Annotated in this window: 13 protein-coding genes; 7 read left to right on the top strand and 6 right to left on the bottom strand. The window is 61.5% G+C overall.

The window, feature by feature from the left end; genetic code table 11:
* Window positions 1–390 precede the first annotated feature (390 nt).
* A complete protein-coding gene (locus N688_RS10090; RefSeq protein WP_052889161.1) occupies window positions 391–1,386 on the top strand; it encodes an NAD(P)H-dependent flavin oxidoreductase in 996 nt (331 codons plus the stop codon).
* 132 nt (window positions 1,387–1,518) lie between these two features.
* On the opposite strand, the gene N688_RS10085 is transcribed toward N688_RS10090, so the two are convergent.
* Together N688_RS10085 and N688_RS10080 are read right to left on the bottom strand one after the other, a co-directional pair.
* A complete protein-coding gene (locus N688_RS10085; protein ID WP_052889160.1) occupies window positions 1,519–2,979 on the bottom strand; it encodes an acetate--CoA ligase family protein in 1,461 nt (486 codons plus the stop codon).
* Window positions 2,980–3,996, bottom strand: a complete 1,017-nt coding sequence (locus N688_RS10080; protein ID WP_052889159.1) for a PAC2 family protein — start codon at window positions 3,994–3,996, stop codon at window positions 2,980–2,982.
* A 235-nt stretch (window positions 3,997–4,231) separates the two neighbouring features.
* Between N688_RS10080 and N688_RS10075 the strand changes: the two genes are divergently transcribed.
* Window positions 4,232–5,239: an RluA family pseudouridine synthase gene (locus N688_RS10075; RefSeq protein WP_052889158.1), complete on the top strand. Its 1,008-nt coding sequence runs from the start codon at window positions 4,232–4,234 to the stop codon at window positions 5,237–5,239.
* 91 nt (window positions 5,240–5,330) lie between these two features.
* Here the strand turns inward: N688_RS10075 and N688_RS10070 are convergent, their stop codons facing one another.
* Window positions 5,331–6,908 carry a phytoene desaturase family protein gene (locus N688_RS10070; RefSeq protein WP_052889157.1) on the bottom strand — a complete coding sequence of 526 codons (1,578 nt, stop codon included), beginning with the start codon at window positions 6,906–6,908 and terminating at the stop codon, window positions 5,331–5,333.
* Between the two features lie 677 nt (window positions 6,909–7,585).
* On the opposite strand from N688_RS10070, the gene N688_RS10065 reads away from it, so the two are divergent.
* Window positions 7,586–8,596, top strand: coding sequence for a glycoside hydrolase family 3 protein (locus N688_RS10065; protein WP_052889156.1), 1,011 nt, complete (start codon window positions 7,586–7,588; stop codon window positions 8,594–8,596).
* Between the two features lie 78 nt (window positions 8,597–8,674).
* Here N688_RS10065 and N688_RS10060 read toward each other — a convergent pair whose 3' ends face one another.
* Complete coding sequence (locus tag N688_RS10060; RefSeq protein WP_202901886.1) at window positions 8,675–9,568, bottom strand: NAD(P)-dependent oxidoreductase; 894 nt, start codon at window positions 9,566–9,568, stop codon at window positions 8,675–8,677.
* Window positions 9,569–9,912: 344 nt separating this feature from the next.
* Between N688_RS10060 and N688_RS10055 the strand changes: the two genes are divergently transcribed.
* The 3 genes from N688_RS10055 to N688_RS10045 all read left to right on the top strand — a co-directional run bounded on the left by N688_RS10055 (window position 9,913) and on the right by N688_RS10045 (window position 13,244).
* Window positions 9,913–10,740, top strand: coding sequence for an SIR2 family NAD-dependent protein deacylase (locus N688_RS10055; protein WP_052889155.1), 828 nt, complete (start codon window positions 9,913–9,915; stop codon window positions 10,738–10,740).
* A gap of 91 nt (window positions 10,741–10,831) precedes the next feature.
* Window positions 10,832–12,154 (top strand): family 4 glycosyl hydrolase, encoded by a 1,323-nt coding sequence (locus tag N688_RS10050; protein WP_052889154.1) that lies wholly within the window; start codon window positions 10,832–10,834, stop codon window positions 12,152–12,154.
* A 58-nt stretch (window positions 12,155–12,212) separates the two neighbouring features.
* The gene (locus tag N688_RS10045) at window positions 12,213–13,244 is read left to right on the top strand and encodes an N-acetylglucosamine kinase (RefSeq protein WP_052889153.1); all 1,032 of its coding nucleotides are present in this window, start codon (window positions 12,213–12,215) and stop codon (window positions 13,242–13,244) included.
* A 42-nt stretch (window positions 13,245–13,286) separates the two neighbouring features.
* Here the strand turns inward: N688_RS10045 and N688_RS10040 are convergent, their stop codons facing one another.
* Both N688_RS10040 and N688_RS10035 read right to left on the bottom strand, forming a co-directional pair.
* Complete coding sequence (locus N688_RS10040) at window positions 13,287–13,601, bottom strand: hypothetical protein (RefSeq protein WP_052889152.1); 315 nt, start codon at window positions 13,599–13,601, stop codon at window positions 13,287–13,289.
* A gap of 103 nt (window positions 13,602–13,704) precedes the next feature.
* A complete protein-coding gene (locus tag N688_RS10035) occupies window positions 13,705–14,580 on the bottom strand; it encodes an amidohydrolase family protein (RefSeq protein ID WP_052891446.1) in 876 nt (291 codons plus the stop codon).
* Between the two features lie 202 nt (window positions 14,581–14,782).
* On the opposite strand from N688_RS10035, the gene N688_RS10030 reads away from it, so the two are divergent.
* The gene (locus N688_RS10030; RefSeq protein WP_052889151.1) at window positions 14,783–15,709 is read left to right on the top strand and encodes a hypothetical protein; all 927 of its coding nucleotides are present in this window, start codon (window positions 14,783–14,785) and stop codon (window positions 15,707–15,709) included.
* Window positions 15,710–15,878 lie beyond the last annotated feature (169 nt).

The following is a 15,878-nucleotide window of genomic DNA, read 5'->3' as shown; positions in this document are numbered from 1 at the left end:
ATCTCATGGGAAATACTATAGGTTACAGATGGGGTTCATTTCGCCATTTGGAGCCTTTAAAGATTGTATAGCCTAGTATATGCGAATCCACAATCGTTGTCAATTCAGCAGTTTGCCGCTCTCTCCCTTACGCAAAGGAGAGATTGTACACAGATGACCATCATCAGATGATGAGCAGCAGGCCACTTCAAGTGATTGTATGTGGCAGTCATACAATTGGAACGATTGACCGGTGAAGAATGGCGCGAGGGAAGGAGAGAGCGAGCGGCGTCGATGGTATAATATCGTCTGCCGGCCAACGAAGGCAGGAAGCGAAGAAGAACCTGTCGCATCCATTGTGAACCCGGTCGGCGAAAGGCGGGAACGCACTTGACATCGCTACCTGAGCGCATGCAGACGCGCTTTACCGAACTCGTCGGCATTCGCTATCCCATTGTCCAGGGAGGGCTGTCCCATCTCTCCTTTGCCGAACTGGCGGCAGCGGTCTCCAATGCCGGTGGCCTTGGGCAGATCGGCTGTGCCTGTTTTGCCACGCCTGACGAACTGCAGGCCGAGATCCGAAAAGCGAAGCGGCTGACCGACAAACCATTCGGGGTCAACTTCCCCATCGGGCATATTCCCCTTGAGCCATTTCTCGATGCTGCTCTCAGCGAAGAGCCGGCGGTCATCAGCATCACCGGTGGTAATCCCGAGCCGCTACTCAAGCGCATTCAAGCGAGCGGTGTAAAGGTGCACACGATGGTGCTTGTCGCAGGTGTGCGGGCCGCGCGCAAAGCGGAGGCCCTGGGAGCTGATGCCATCATCGCTGTTGGCTTTGAAGGTGGGGGGCACCTCGGGCGCGACGATATTGGGACACTGGTCCTGACGCCGCGCGTAGTCGAGGCCGTCAAGATCCCCGTCCTGGCCAGTGGTGGCGTTGCCGACGGGCGAGGTCTTGCTGCGGCGTTAGCCCTGGGAGCTGAGGGCATTGAGCTGGGCACGCGCTTTGTAGCTGTGCGAGAGAGCAACGCTCACCCGCACTATCAGCAGGCGCTGCTCGAAGCCCAAGAGACAGATACCATGATCATCGAGCGCAGTATCGGGCGCCCGGCGCGCGTGCTCAAAGGGCCGGTAGCCGAGCGCATCCGCCGGGTTGAAGAAGAGCTGGAGCGTGAGCAGGTGCCTGCTGATGAGCGCTTGCGCCGATTGCTGCCCCTCATCAGCGGATCTGTCAACAAGCGAGCGGCTCTGGAGGGAGTGCTCGATGAAGGCTTTGTATGGGCTGGGCAGGTGGTGGGCCTCATCCATGATATTCCGACGGCTCAGGAACTGATCGAGCGCCTTGTTCGGGAAGCCTGGGAGATCAGCCAGCGCCTGCCGGGCTTCTTTGTCGAGCGCGCTGACTGAGTCAGATGCCTGACTAAGCGGCGGGGGCGAGTGGAGGTCGAGCGAGGACAATCTCCGCGCCGTCTGCGGGGGTCAGATCCTGCTGGACGGAGCGGTCGTCTGATCGGCCTGGCTCGACCTTCCTCGGCCTCGTCACCTTTCAGGCTGCTGGTTGGCGGGACTGGTGGCCATATGCGTCAGGAACTCGCCGATTTCGGCGAGAGCTGCCATAGCGCGACAGGTGATCTCAATCGACTCGTAGTAAGGAATGCCCTCCTCGCGTAGGAGCTGGAGAGCTGGGATCTCCTTATCGTAGCGAGCGTAGATCGTTTGGACCAGGACCGGCTTGGCGTACTGGCGCACGAGGCGACCCAGCTCGCGAGCGGCCTCCTCCTCGCGGGTCCCGAAAGCCTCTGAGAGCAACCAGCGGTAGCCGCCGAAGAGGCCCGTAATAATGACGCCATCAACAGCGGGATCAGCCAGGCAGATCTCGCTCAGGCGAGCGAAAGCCAGCGGGTCCTCGTCGGCGGCGCCGGCGACATCGATCGGATTGGTGGCAGTGGCCCGGGCGGGCATCAGGGCGCGCAGCTGCTGCTGCGTCTCCTCCTTGAGGAGAGGCACCTCCAGGCCACAGCGCAAAGCGGCATCGCCAGAGGCTACCACACTGCCGCCGCCGTCGCCCACGATGGCGATGCGCCGTCCGCCGCCGGGCGTCGGTGGCTGGAGTGCCAGGGCGCGTGCCACCGGATACAGCTCATCCGAGCGAATGACGCGCACCACGCCGCTGCCGAGTAAGGCTGTATCATGGTCGGGGCGCACCGTTGCCAGGCTACCGGTGTGAGCCAGAGCGGCGCGCACCCCGACCTCGGTGGCTCCGCTCAGCAAGATGACCACTGGTTTATAGCATCCCTGGCGATAGAGCTGGCGGGTCACCTGTTGGAGCGTCTCTTCGTCGATGGCTTCAACGTAGCCAGCGATCACCCTGGTCTCGGGGTCGTTGGCCAGGTACTGCAGGTACTCGGGGAAGCGTACATCGGCGCCATTCCCCATGCTGAGGAAGGTTGTGAAGCCCAGGCCGTCGAGCTGGGCCTGGGCGTAGAGATACATCCCAAGGTTGCCGCTTTGGGAGACCAGGCCGATCGGTCCCTCTGGCAGGGGGAAGGCCATGCCCAGGGCATTGAGCCGGGCGCGCCGTACATAGACCCCCATACAGTTGCTGCCCAGGATACGGATGCCGTGCTCGTGGCAGCGAGTGACCAGCTCCATTTCGAGGGCGCGGCCCTCGGGGCCGGTCTCGCTGAAGCCGGCGGTGACGATCACGATGCCTTTGACCCCGTGAGCGATGCAATCGTCGACGGCGGCAGGCACATGCTGGAAGGCAGTCGTAATGATGGCCAGATCGACAGGTTCGGGCACAGCGCGCAGGCTGGGGTAGGTGCGCTGGCCAAGGATCTCGGGGGCGCTGGGCGTGACCAGATAGACCTCGCCCGGAAAGCTCGCCAATAGCTGGCGAGCGGCAACGTGTCCCCACTTCTGGGGGGCGCGCGATGCGCCGATGATGGCGACAGAGCGCGGGTGCAGCACTTCCTCAAGCGTATACAGCCGGTTGCTCATTCAACCCTCGTCCTTGGAATCGTCGGTATCGGTGGGTGGCCCCTGTTCGCGCTCACGCCGCAGCAGCTCCTCAACGCTGCGAATGAGCACATCCGCGCTCGGCAGGGGGCCAGTGCCGGCGGGATGGTCGAGGTCGGTGGCCAGGCCGCGGGATGTCTCTACCGTGGGTGGCTCCTCCTCGTCCTCTGGATCATCCTCGTCGTCCTCATCCTCCTCGTCTGCCAGGGCATGGATCTGTTCTTCCAGACGGCGGACGTAGGCGCTGGCTTCGGGATCACGGGCTACCAGCGCGGTAATTTGCTCCTCGAAGCGGACGGCGTCCGCCTGGATCTCGTTGAGGTCGAGGTCGAGGGAGAGGAGGCTGTTGACATAGGTTAAGAGGGCCGCCGTCACCTTGATGTTCGGGGTGGCGGCCAGGTAGTGGGGCGCTGCCGCCCAGAGACTGGCTGCTGGGATGCTCGCGCGGCGGCAAGCGTCCTGCAACACGCCGATCATGCCGGTGGGGCCCTCGTAGCCAGAGTTGTGAATGTCCAGCTCGCGTAGCCGCTCCTGAAGCTCGGGCGTCGACGAGGTGCCAGTAATAGGAACTGCCAGCGAATGGGGGATGTCCGCCAACATGGCCCCCAGCAGAATGACCTCCGAGACGTGGAAGTGACGACAGATCTCGAGAAAGCACTCGCTGAAGGTGCGCCACTTGAGCTGCGGCTCTACCCCCAGGTAGAGGATGATGTCGCGCTCTTGCTCGGGAAGGCCGTGGGCGGAGAACTGGTTGACGGGCCAAATCAGGGAACGCTGCGTGCCGTCGACAATGCGCACGATAGGCCGCGTCTCAGTGAAGACGTAGAAGTCTTCGCTGTCAATTTCGGCAATCTTCACGGGCTTCCAGCGATCTATCAGGAATTTGATGGCAGTAGTGGCTGAGTCGGCGGCGTCGTTCCAGCCGGCTAAGGCGGCGATCAGCACCGGGTTGCGTAGTTGCAGGTGTTCACGATAGTACTGGATCAGAGACATGCTCATACCTCTCTCTGCCTTCCCTGGACCGTATCCTACACATTCTATCATGTCGGGGAAATTGTGGGCAGTCTCCCCTCTTCCTCGACGGACTCGCCCGGGGCTGGCTCTTGATCCTCCCAGGGGCGCGGTCTATAATACCCTGACAATGTGAGCCTGCCTGGAGACACTCGCTGTGCCGAGCGCGCGGGAAAAAGAGCGGGCACGCTCTGAAGCCGGTGGCAGGAGGTGGTTTTCTGTGATGGAGCTAGACCCTGGTCTGATTCTCTATCAGGATCATCATATGCTGGCCGTCAATAAGCCGGCGGGTGTGGTGATTCATCCGACCTATAAGCATGCTGACGATACGCTCTGGAATATGATCCTGGCCTATCTGGATCGGCAGGGGCCGGAGGAGTGGCAGCCACCGGAGCTGCCCGATGAACCAGGCTGGGAGCGGGCACCCGAGGCGGTACGCTTGATGCTGCGCGAGCGACGGATAGCACGCTTGCGAAAGCAGGAGGGACCGTTGCCCAGACCGGTGCTCTTGCATCGCTTAGATAAGGATACGTCGGGGGTGGTCTTGTTGGCACGAACGGAGAACGCCCGACGCTATCTGGGACGGCAGTTCAATGAGCATCGGGTGCTCAAGCGCTATCTGGCGGTGGCCTTCGCCGGGGCGCCAGACTGGACACGACCACTGCAGCCATTGCGGGTGCTCCGCCTCTCATTGGCTGAGCTGGAGCAGGGAGCAAAACGAGAGATGGCCAGCCTGGCTGAGGTAGGAGAGCAGCCCGACTCGGCTGTGCTGGCGATCGCTGGAGAGGAGCCGCTGCCATTACCCGTTGGGAGCCTTTGGCTGCTCGATGGACCGGTTCAGCGCGACCCCCAGGATCGTCGACGCTGTGTGGTGGGACCAGAGGGCTTGTCGGCTCAGACGGTGGTCCGTGTGCTGACCCAACAGGGATCGTTTCTCTTGCTGGAGGCCCGCCCGATTACGGGGCGGATTCATCAGATCCGGGTCCATCTGGCATCTCTGGGCTATGCTCTGGTCGGCGACCAGACCTACGCTCCTCCTCCACTGCCAGGAACACCCCAGGCGACTTTGCGGCGCCAGTTTCTTCATGCCTCTAGCTTGACTGTGCGCCGCTATCCCGATGAGGCGCCGATGACCCTGGGGGCACCGTTGGACGAGGAGCTGCGCCTCTGGCTGAAGGCACACTTCCCCGCGGCCCTGGCACTGCTCGCTGACCAGGGATGGATAGCCTGACTGCCTCCCCCCTCAAATTTGTGTTTCCTATAGTCATAATGCAATGCTCTGTAGCGGCAGCCAGAGCCAGCGACAGGGCTGGCTGCCAGGGCTAGGAGATTCTGGAAGTTTCTCCCCAGTCGCGTAGCAGAGCCTGTGCTGCGTTGTGGCCGGGTCCTCCCATGACACCCCCACCGGGATGGGTGCCTGACCCGCAGAGGTAGAGGCCGGCGATCGGGGTGCGATAGCGGGCGCACTCGGGTGCCGGACGCTGACCGAAGAGCTGGTCGGGGGTGATCTCACCGTGGAAGATGTGCCCTTCGGTCATCCCATAGCGCTGCTCGATGTCCACTGGACTGAGGATCTGACGGTCGATGATGGCGTCGGCGAAGTTGGGAGCGAACTCACACATGGTGGCGATGACGCGCTCGACCATTGCTGCTTTGACTTCCTCGCTCCAGGATTGGTCTTTCAGATGGTAGGGAGCGTATTGACAGAACATCGAGATCAGGTGCTTGCCCGGCGGTGTGAGTGAGGGGTCGGTGGCCGACTGCATGTAGGCCTCGATGTAGGGATGGCGCGACAGCTCACCGCGCAGAGCGTCCTCGTAGGCTTGCTGCACCCAGTCGGGGGTCGGCGAAATCTCGCATGAACCCGCGTGCTGCAGCCCGGGTTCACTGCCCGGCAGACAGGTAAAGCTCGGTAGCTCTTTGAGGGCAAGGTTGATCTTGATGACGGGGCTTTCTGTTCTAAAGCGCTTGATGCGCGCCAGGAAGCTGGGATCAAGGTCAGCGTCGGCACACAGCTGCAAGAAGGTCCGTTTGGGATCGGCGTTAGAGAGGACAGCGCGCGCGCGCAGCTCTTCGCCGTTCTCCAGACGCACACCCTCGGCTCGCCCATTGTGGATCAGGATGTTGGCAACGGGGGCACCAGTGCGGATCTGGGCGCCGTGGGCAGTGGCAGAGGCCGCCAGGGCGAAGCTGATGCGGCCCATGCCCCCACGGACGTAGCCCCAGAGGCCGCGCTGGCCGTTCACCTCGCCAAACATGTGGTGCCACATTACATAGACGGACCCCGGCGTTTTGGGTCCGATGAAGCTGCCAATGACGCCTTGACCGGCAAAAGCGGCTCGCACTTGGTCGGATTCGAAGTACTCGGCGAGCAGATCATAGAGGTTGCCGAACATGAGCCGGCTGAAGATTTCTTCATCTTCGCCGCGAAAGCGCGCCGCCAGCTCAGCCAGGGTGGGTGGCTCCTCTAGCAGGAGCGGCGTGAGGATCTCCGAGGCGCGTTCAAAGAAGCGCAGAAAGCGAGGGTAGGCGGCGGCATCGCGCGGCGAGAAACGCCGTATTCCTTCGGCTGTTTGCTCGCTGCTGGCGCGAATGAAAAGGTAGCTGCCGTCCAGGAAGGGAACGAACATCTGGGGGTCTTTGACGTAGGCTTCGAAGCCGTAGCGCGCTAACTCAAGATCGCGGATGATTTCCGGTCGCAGGAGACTGACAACGTAGGCACAGGGGGAGACGCTGAAGCCTGGAAAGGGTTCTTCGAGTGTGCAGGCGCCCCCTACTCGGTCGCGCTGCTCAAGGACAAGAACGCGCTTGCCAGCACGCGCCAGGTAGCCGGCAGCAACAAGGCCGTTATGACCGGCTCCGATGATGATGACGTCGTAGCGATGGGAGTGCTCGCTCATTGAGGATTTCCTTTCTGCTCTGCTCTGCTGGCGACGCGACGCGCCAGGGGAACGATCCGCCCTTTGAGACGCTCGCTTTGCTTGGGATGATAGCCGTCAGGCTCGCGCCGCGTCAAGTCACCCAGCTCCTCTAAGATGAGTTTTGCTTATAGCCAAGAGAATGGGCCAGTCCAGCTAACAGAGCAGGGAAATTGTTACCAGTTCGGAGATTCTTATAGTCATGAAATACACCCCCCTACCCGACAAAGAGCGCAGCAAACGCCCAGCCGGGCACTGGACGCAACCAGCACCGCACCCAGCATAGACAACAGCCTCTTTCTCTCAGCCTGTTACCAGTTGCTGCCTGTACCGTCCGAACCCTTCGGGGGAGAGTTATGCTAAGCAGCAGAGAGCATATCGACAATGCTCACCACCCGCCACGCCAAAGGCTGACAGGTACAATAATGAAGAAAAAGATTTTGGTTACCAAGAAAAAACAAAGTATCCCCTATATCGTTATATGTGCATTATTGCTTCTTTTGGGGGCCTGTGGCCCAAGCAGCGAAGGGGCGAGTCAGCAACCTTCGGCCTCGGCAACCGCGATCTCGCGCCCTGCACCGGCCCGACCCGACTGGCGAGGGAGGAGCCAGGAGAGCGACCGGCAGCTAGTTGCCAGGGCCCAGCAGATCCTGGCCAGCATGACCCTTGACCAGAAGCTTGGCCAGCTCATCATTGTCGAGTATCTAGGCCATGATTACCAGGGCAGCGGCCTGCAGGAAATGGTCCGCGATCAATACGTTGGCGGCTTCATGTACCAGGAAAGCAACCACAACTTCGACGCACCCTATGACAGCATTGACGCCGTAGCAGCCTTCTCGAAGCAGGCCATGCAGGACGCCAAGATTCCCCTGCTGATTGCCACCGACCAAGAGGGGGGGCTTGTCAACAGGCTCTACAAATTTCACGGTCCTCTGCCCTCAGCGGAAGAGATGGCCGCCACGGGACAGCCCTCTTATGCCTACCAGCAAGGCAGCCAGGCTGCTGAATGGATGAAACAGCTTGGCATCAACAGTGACCTGGCGCCAGTCGTCGACGTCCACACCGTGGACCCGCCCGTGCTAGAGACACGCATGTTCGGAAGCAATCCACAGACAGTAGCGACCTATGCTGGTGCCTACCTGCAGGGACTGCAAGACCACCAGGTTGCCGGCTGCCTCAAGCACTTTCCAGGACTGGGAGCAATCACCTCGGACCCCCATAGCGGCCTCCCAGTAGTCAACCGCAGCCTGGCCACCCTGAAGCAGATCGACCTGGCGCCCTACCGCCTTATGATTCCCAAAGACCAACCAGCCATGATCATGGCCACCGACGTCCTGATGCCAGCCATCGACCCGCAGCTGCCAGCGGAGCTCTCGCCAAAGGCCATCGACGGCGTGCTCCGACAACAACTCGGCTACGACGGAGTGGTCATCACTGACGGACTCTACATGCGAGGCATCAGCGAACAGTGGTCACTGAGCGAAGCATCCGTCATGGCCATTGAAGCCGGCAACGACCTCATCGAAGGTCCCTACACACCAAGCCAGGTGGCAGACGTCGTCAGTGCTCTCAAGGCTGCACTGCAGCAAGGCCACCTCACAGAAGCGCGCATCAACCAATCAGTCGAGCGCATCCTCCTGCTCAAACTCCATTACGGGATCATCCACTAGAAGAAAAAAGGGGAGGAAGGAGAGAGAAAGCCAGGAGCCTGCTCTCTCCTTTCCCTCTCCCAACCTTCTACTCACTCCTTACGCCAGGCCAGCAGCCTCATCAACAGCCCGCGCCAGAGTTGTCCAGTCCTCCTCGCCTCGCCCACGAGCAACGCCGCTGAGCAAGCGATCATGGAGGAGACCAGCCAGGGGCATGGGCACCCGAGCCTCATCGGCAGCATCCAAAACCAGACCTAGATCCTTAAGAGCCAGGCGCTGCGAGAAACCGGGAGCAAAACGACGCTCAGCAATCATACGTCCATAGTTCTGATAGACCGAGCAGGCGAAAATCGTCTGCGCCAGCATCTCCATCAGCGCAGCCCGCTCAACCCCCTGCTTCTCAGCCAGAGTCAGCGCCTCAGCCAGAGCCTCCAGAGCCGAACCGACTAAGAAATTGGCCGCCAGCTTCACAACATTCGCCAGAGCCGGCTCATCGCCAAATGGAAAGACAGCCTGGCCCAGCAACTGCAAGAAAGGCAAGACCCGCTGCCTGGCCGCCGGCTCACCAGCCAGGCAGATCCAAAGCTTCCCGGCAGCCGCAGCATCAGGCCGTCCCACCACAGGAGCCGCCACATAGGCACAGCCCCGCTCTGCATGCCAGCGCTGCATACGGCGCGCAATGGCAGGCGAAACGGTACTGAACGAGACATGCACCCCGCCAGGAGCCAGACCAGCCAGCAGACCATCGTCCCCTAACGTCACCGCCTCCAGCGCCGCATCATCCGCCAGCATCGAAAAGACGACCCCCCCCGGTTGGGCCAGATCACGAGGGCGCTCAACGCGCTCTGCCCCCTCAGCCACCAGCTCCCCAGCCCGTGCAGGCGTACGATTATAGACGCGCAAACGGTAGCCAGCACGAAGCAGATTACGAGCCATAGGAAAGCCCATTCGCCCCAGACCAGCGAAGCCAAGCACGTCTAGACTCTCAGTCACCTTCTGCAAACCTTCCTTTCCATTGCTGTCCGTAAACCAGTGCCCGGAACCAGATTGGAACCAGAACGGCAGCAGAGCAACCTGCCACCATAGAGCATCTTACCATTACCAGCAGGAGAGAAGCCCCAGAATCGAATCCGAAAGCGAGCAAACGGTAGCACCCCCCAAGTTCGCCAACCCCTACAGCCACCACTCTTGCAACAAAGCCACATACGCCATACATTATGATATGGACATGGCGGAACCAGAGTAAGGGAAGGGAAAGAGCCAGAAACCAAAAAAAGAGAAGGGTCCCACACACCCCCAGACAAGCCAAACGGAAGCAAGCAAGCAAAGAGAGAGACATGAAACAAAACATCCCTCAAGAACTCCGCCAGGCCCTGCGCCAGGCCAGACGGGTCACAGTCCTGACAGGGGCAGGGATCTCAGCCGAGAGCGGCATCCCCACCTTCCGCGACGCCACCAGTGGCCTCTGGACACGCTTCAACCCGGAGGAACTAGCGACGCGCGAAGCCTTCGAACGCAACCCACGTCGCGTCTGGGAATGGTACGCCGAGCGGCGCCAGCAAGCCGCCACCACCCACCCCAACGCCGGCCATCGGGCCCTGGCAGCAATGGAGCACTACGTAGAAGAAGTCACCATCATCACCCAAAACGTCGACGGACTGCACCAACGTGCAGGCAGCAGCCGCGTCCTTGAACTGCACGGGAACCTCTTCCGCACCAAATGTTTCGCCCAGGGTCACCCAGCCACCCCCCCAGACCCAGCCAGCGAAGAAGAGATCCCCCCGCGCTGTCCCCAGTGCGGCAGCTACCTGCGGCCAGACGTCGTCTGGTTCGGTGAACTGCTGCCCGAACACACCTATTACCAGGCACTACAGGCCGTCCTCAGCTGTGACGTCCTCCTGGTCGTCGGCACCTCCGGCATCGTCGAGCCAGCAGCCTCACTCCCCCACACCGCCCTACGAGCAGGAGCAACAGTCGCCGTCATCAACCCCGAAGCAACACCACTGCTGAGAGAAGAAACCAGCTACGGCCTCAAACCAAGCCGACTCTACGACCTGCGCGGCAAGGCAGGCGAAATACTCCCCACCCTGGTCAGCACCGTCTGGCACAGCACCACCGACCCTGACCAGCCAGCCGACCGCGACCCAACCAGAGGAACTGATTGAAGAAGACAAAGGGACCTGGACAAGAGGGTGTATACTGGAATCATCTAGTTGTCTAGATCAGTTTCAGCCCAGGGGAGGAACAAAGGAAACCGTGGCCCGCATCAAACTCGCCTACATCGGAGGAGGCAGCACACGCGCAGCCGGCACCCTCGCCTCCTTCATCGCTCAAGGAGAGAACTTCAACGGCTCCGAGATCATCCTGATCGACCTCAACAAAGAACACCTGAAGATCGTACAAACCATCGCCCGCAAACTAGCACAGGCCCGCGGACTAGATCTCACCATCAGCAGCACCACGGACCGGCGAGCCGGGCTGCGCGACTGCGACGCCGTGCTAACCAGCTACCGGCCAGGCGGCTTCGAAGCCCGACACCTTGACGAAAGCATTCCACTCAAGCATGGCATCATCGGCCAGGAAACCCAGGGGCCCGGCGGCTTCTTCATGGCCCTGCGCAGCATAGCCATCATGCAAGAGATCATCGCCGACATGGAAGCCGTTTGCCCGCAGGCCCGCCTCTTCAACTACACCAACCCGATCAACATCATCTCAGAAGCCGTCACCCACCACAGCGCCATTCCCACCATCTCCTTCTGCGAAGGCCCCATCATGGACGCCGCCCGCTTTGCACGCTACGCCGGCCTGGACCCGGCCAGGCTCAGCGTACGCTTCCGCGGCCTCAACCACGGCTCCTGGGGAATCAACCCACGCTACGACGGACAAGACATTCTCCCACTGCTAGAAGAGACCTACGAGCGCCTACAGCGCGAGCATCCCGAAGGAGAAACCAGCCCCGACCCCGAGCTACGCTACACCCTGCGACAACTCCGCCTGGCCGTAAGCATGCAGGCCCTTCCCAACCATTACCTGCAGTACTATTACTACAAAGACGAACTCCTGGCCGAGCTGCAGGCCAAGCCAACAACGCGCGCACAGGACATCATAGCCAGCGTCCCCACCTACTGGGCCCACTACCGAGAGCAAGCCGAGCGCGAGACCCCGGCCCTCGACCCAACACGCTCACGCGGTGGCCTCCACGAACTAGAACTAGCCATCGACGTCATGGACGCCATCTACAACGACCGCGGCGAACTCTGGTACGTCAACGTTCCCAACCGGGGCGCCCTCCCCGGACTACCCGACGACCGTGTAGTTGAAATCACCGGCTACATCGACCGTCAGGGCGTCACCCCACTGGTCCACGAACCACTACCGACCCACCTGCGAGGCCTCATCGGTCAGCTGGCCGAATACCAGGCCCTGACAGCAGAAGCGGCCTGGCACGGCAACCGACGCGACGCCATCCGCGCCCTGGCCAGCCACCCCCTGGTCCTCTCCCTAAGCAAGGCCGAAGCACTCTACGACGAAATGGCCGCCGCCCATCGCGCCTATCTGCCCGAGCGACTGCTCCACTAGGCAGACACAAGTCCACTAGGCAGACACAAGACAAGAGAGGGAAAAGAAGAGAAGAACAATGAGGAGAAACTACGTCCTGGCCGTAGACGGCGGCAACACCAAAACCCTGGCCCTAGTGGCCACCCTCGACGGACAGATCCGCGGCTACGGACGCGCCGGCTGCGGCGACATTTACCACATTTCCCCAGGAGAGCAAGCCAGAGCCCACGAGCCAGCAGCCCTGCTCGAAATCGAACGAGCCGTCGAAACTGCCCTGAGACGGGCCGAAGTTCACCCCACAGACCTGGAGGCAGCCATCTTCAACATGGCCGGGGCCGACTGGCCAGAAGACTTCACCCTCCTGGAGAGCGCCATGAGAACCAGAGGCTACGGGCAACGGCTGCTCATCCAGAACGATGCCCTCGGGGTCCTCCACGCCGCCTGTATGGGAAGCACAACCAACAGCGGCGTCTCCATCATCTGCGGCACCGGAGCCGCCACCGGAGCCAGAGGGCCCGACGGACGCACCTGGCACTCCAGCCACTGGCAGGACAGCGTCCAGGGGGCCAGCCACCTCGGTCAGCAAGTCCTAACCGCCGTCCTCCACGCCGAACTTGGCATCAGCCCACCCACCACCCTACGCGAGCGCGTCCTGGCCTACTTCGGCGCCAGCAACGTCGAAGAGGTCCTCCACCGCCTCAGCGCACGCTTGCCACAGGAAACTCGCCCGCTGGGCGGACTGGCCGCCGCCCTCCTTGACGAAGCTGAGGCCGGAGATAGCGTCGCCCGTCACCTGGTCAGCAAGCACGGCAGCGCACTGGGCGACTTTGCCAACGTTGCCGCCCGGCGCGTCGGCCTCGAAGGCCAGCCCTTTCCCCTCGTACTGGCCGGCGGCGTCCTGCGCCATCCCTCTCCCCTGCTGGCCGAGGCCATCACTGCCCGCGTCCACAGCCGCTCACCGCAGGCGCAACCTATCCGCCCCCGCTTCGAACCAGTGATCGGCGTCCTCTTCAGCGCCCTGGAACTGGCCGGCCAGCGCATCGACGAGCAGCTGATCTCACGCCTGCCACCAACGCTGCCACCAGCCAGCTTCTTCGACACCCTCGGCTGACCGCACGACACGCACACCAACGCCAAAGCCGACGGAATGACCCTACTTTATCTTATCCAGGGCCACTACCGTGACCAGGAAAACAGTAAAGGAACCAGCGCCGAAGCTGAGCCAGGGCATGGCGCCCCCCACAATGACCAGACAGATCACCGCCAGAACGAGGATCGTCACCATCGCCATCAAAACGACCAAGAAGCGAAAAAGATTGACCTGCTCTGCCCGAGGCGGATAGACCTTTGAAGGCTCTCCGACCGGATGCAACTCAGGCCCACCACCAGAACCAGCAGGCTGCGGCTCCCCTGCATAGTGCCCGGAGGGGATATCACGGAAAGCTTCACCCTCCTGCCGAGACATCATCCCAAGGGTACCTCCTTCTCCAGCACTAAAACTGAGAGATATACGGGCGAGAGACCCAGGAAGTTACACGAGCATGTCCCTCCCCGGAGAAGAGTGACAGCGGTCAGCCAAAGTGCATATGCGCCACCGCTGTATGAGCGAGCAGCTTCTGAGCATTGCGCCACAGAATTTTCTCGCGCACCTCGGGAGTGAAATAATCAAGCGCCTCGAAATCGCGCAGCCAGCGCTGTGGCGTAATAAAAGGGTAGTCTGAACCGAAGAGGATACGGTCTTGCAGGCGGGTGGCTGCCTCGCGCAGCAATGACTGAGGGATATACTTGGGAGACCAGCCAGACAGATCGTTATAGACATTGGCCTTATGCTGCAGAATCGCAATCATCTCCTCATGCCAGGGCCAGGAAGGATGGGCTCCGATAATCGTCAAGCCCGGGAAATCGGCAGCCAGCGCATCCAAATAAATCGGGCGCGTATAATCAAGCTTAATCCCCATCCCCCCCGGCACCCCGGCGCCCAGGCCATTCGTCCCCGTATGGAAGAGAGCGGGCACCCCCAGCTCCTGAATTTTCTCCATCAATGGATAGAAAGCCCGATCATGAGGATAGAAGGCCTGCACACCGGGATGGAACTTCACCCCAGCCAATCCCAAATCCCTAATGGCCCGCTCGACCTCCTTCACAGCCGCCTTTCCCTTATGGGGATCAACGCTCGCGAAGCCGATGAACTGCTGTGGATAGCGCTGCACAATCGCCGCCACATAATCGTTGCCCAGAGGAGGCAGACCGGTCGCCGTCTCAGCATCCCAGGCCAGCAGCACCCCGACCATATCCACCGCAGCATAATCGGCAGCCAGCTGCTCAATATCCTTCAGCCTGACCTCCGTCCGGAAAAAGCGCTCGGCGGCCCTGGCATAAGGACCAAGCGTCACCTGGATAAACTCAGTCGTCGGCAGATGCACATGAAAATCAATGGCACGTGGCATGGCCTGCACCTCATCACGCAAGACTCTTTGCACAGCCGCAACGCAGCGCACCCCATCCCCTATTGTAACACAAGAGGTCGCCGCCGAGCCGGGTCCAGTTGAGAGCGCTGAGCAGGCCCATCACCCACCGAATTGACAATCGTCCCCACTCCCCCTATACTTGTCTGCAGGCTCACCCAGGAAGAACAAAAGGGACGTGGCTATGTCGTTCACCGAAGATGAACTGCAATCCTTCAACACCATACTCGAACGCCGCCTGACCATCCACCGCCAGGAGATGGAGCGGAGCATCGAGCAGCGCCTCAGCACCCTGAGCCGCGACTTTGAGCAGCGCCTCAACCAGCTACAGCAGGAGCTGCTTCGCAGCCTGACCCACAAACTCAACGACCAACAAAACGAACTCAACATTGCCCTCAGCCAAAAGCTCGGCACCCAGCAGACCCGACTGACGCAAGCCCTGGGCCACGAAATCGAGCAACGCCAGCACCAGCAGCAACAGCACATCGAGAGCACACTCGACCGTCTGCTGGCCGCTCAACTGATGGGCATCGAGCAACTCCTCAACCAACTCCTCAACCAGCACCAGCACCCCCCAACCCCCAGCCCCAGCGAGAGCATACCTGACGGTTCCCCCGCCCCCGGGTCCAGCGGCGGAGAAGAGCCAGCCCCACCTCCCTCAGCCGAAACCGAAACCGAAGCCGAAGCCATCGAAGTCCAGACCGAACTCTCCTGGGACGACCTCATGGAAGCCATTGGCAGGGTCCTCGACGAGCGCCTGGAGCGCCTCTACAGCGCCCTGCGCGAGCTGGCCAGGAACTGGGAGCAACATCTGACCATCCAGCGCAGCAACAGCGCCAGCAGCGCCGTTGAACCCTACCACGGCAACCAGGCCGCCTTCCAGCAGGTCTTCCAGAGCATCGAACGACTGGAGCAGCTCGTCGAATCCCTCCAGGTCGCCATGACAGCCAACCACGCCCTGCTCTCAAACCGCCTCTACCACCATCAACACCTGCCCCTCGAGCGGGCCCACCCAAGCAGCCGCCAGCCTCACCACTCAGCCTCCCCCCCAGGGCCAGAACCACACGTCTCCCTGGCCGAAGAGGATGAGCACGACGAAGCAGAGGACTGAACGGACCACCCAGGCCACCCCGCTCGCCCCCCTCCCCTCTATCCCACCACAGCCGCAACAAGCAACAGTGGCCAGCCTGTAGAGAAACAGCTGGCCACCGACCCCAGCCCCAGCCACACCATCAGACCAGACCCAACCGCGAACACCTCGCCATGCCGCCCACCCCCTC

It is taken from the genome of Thermogemmatispora carboxidivorans, assembly GCF_000702505.1.
Classification (GTDB): Bacteria; Chloroflexota; Ktedonobacteria; order Ktedonobacterales; family Ktedonobacteraceae; genus Thermogemmatispora; species Thermogemmatispora carboxidivorans.
Note: the sequence above shows the minus strand (reverse complement) of the source record. Positions and strands in the feature narration are given on the sequence as shown.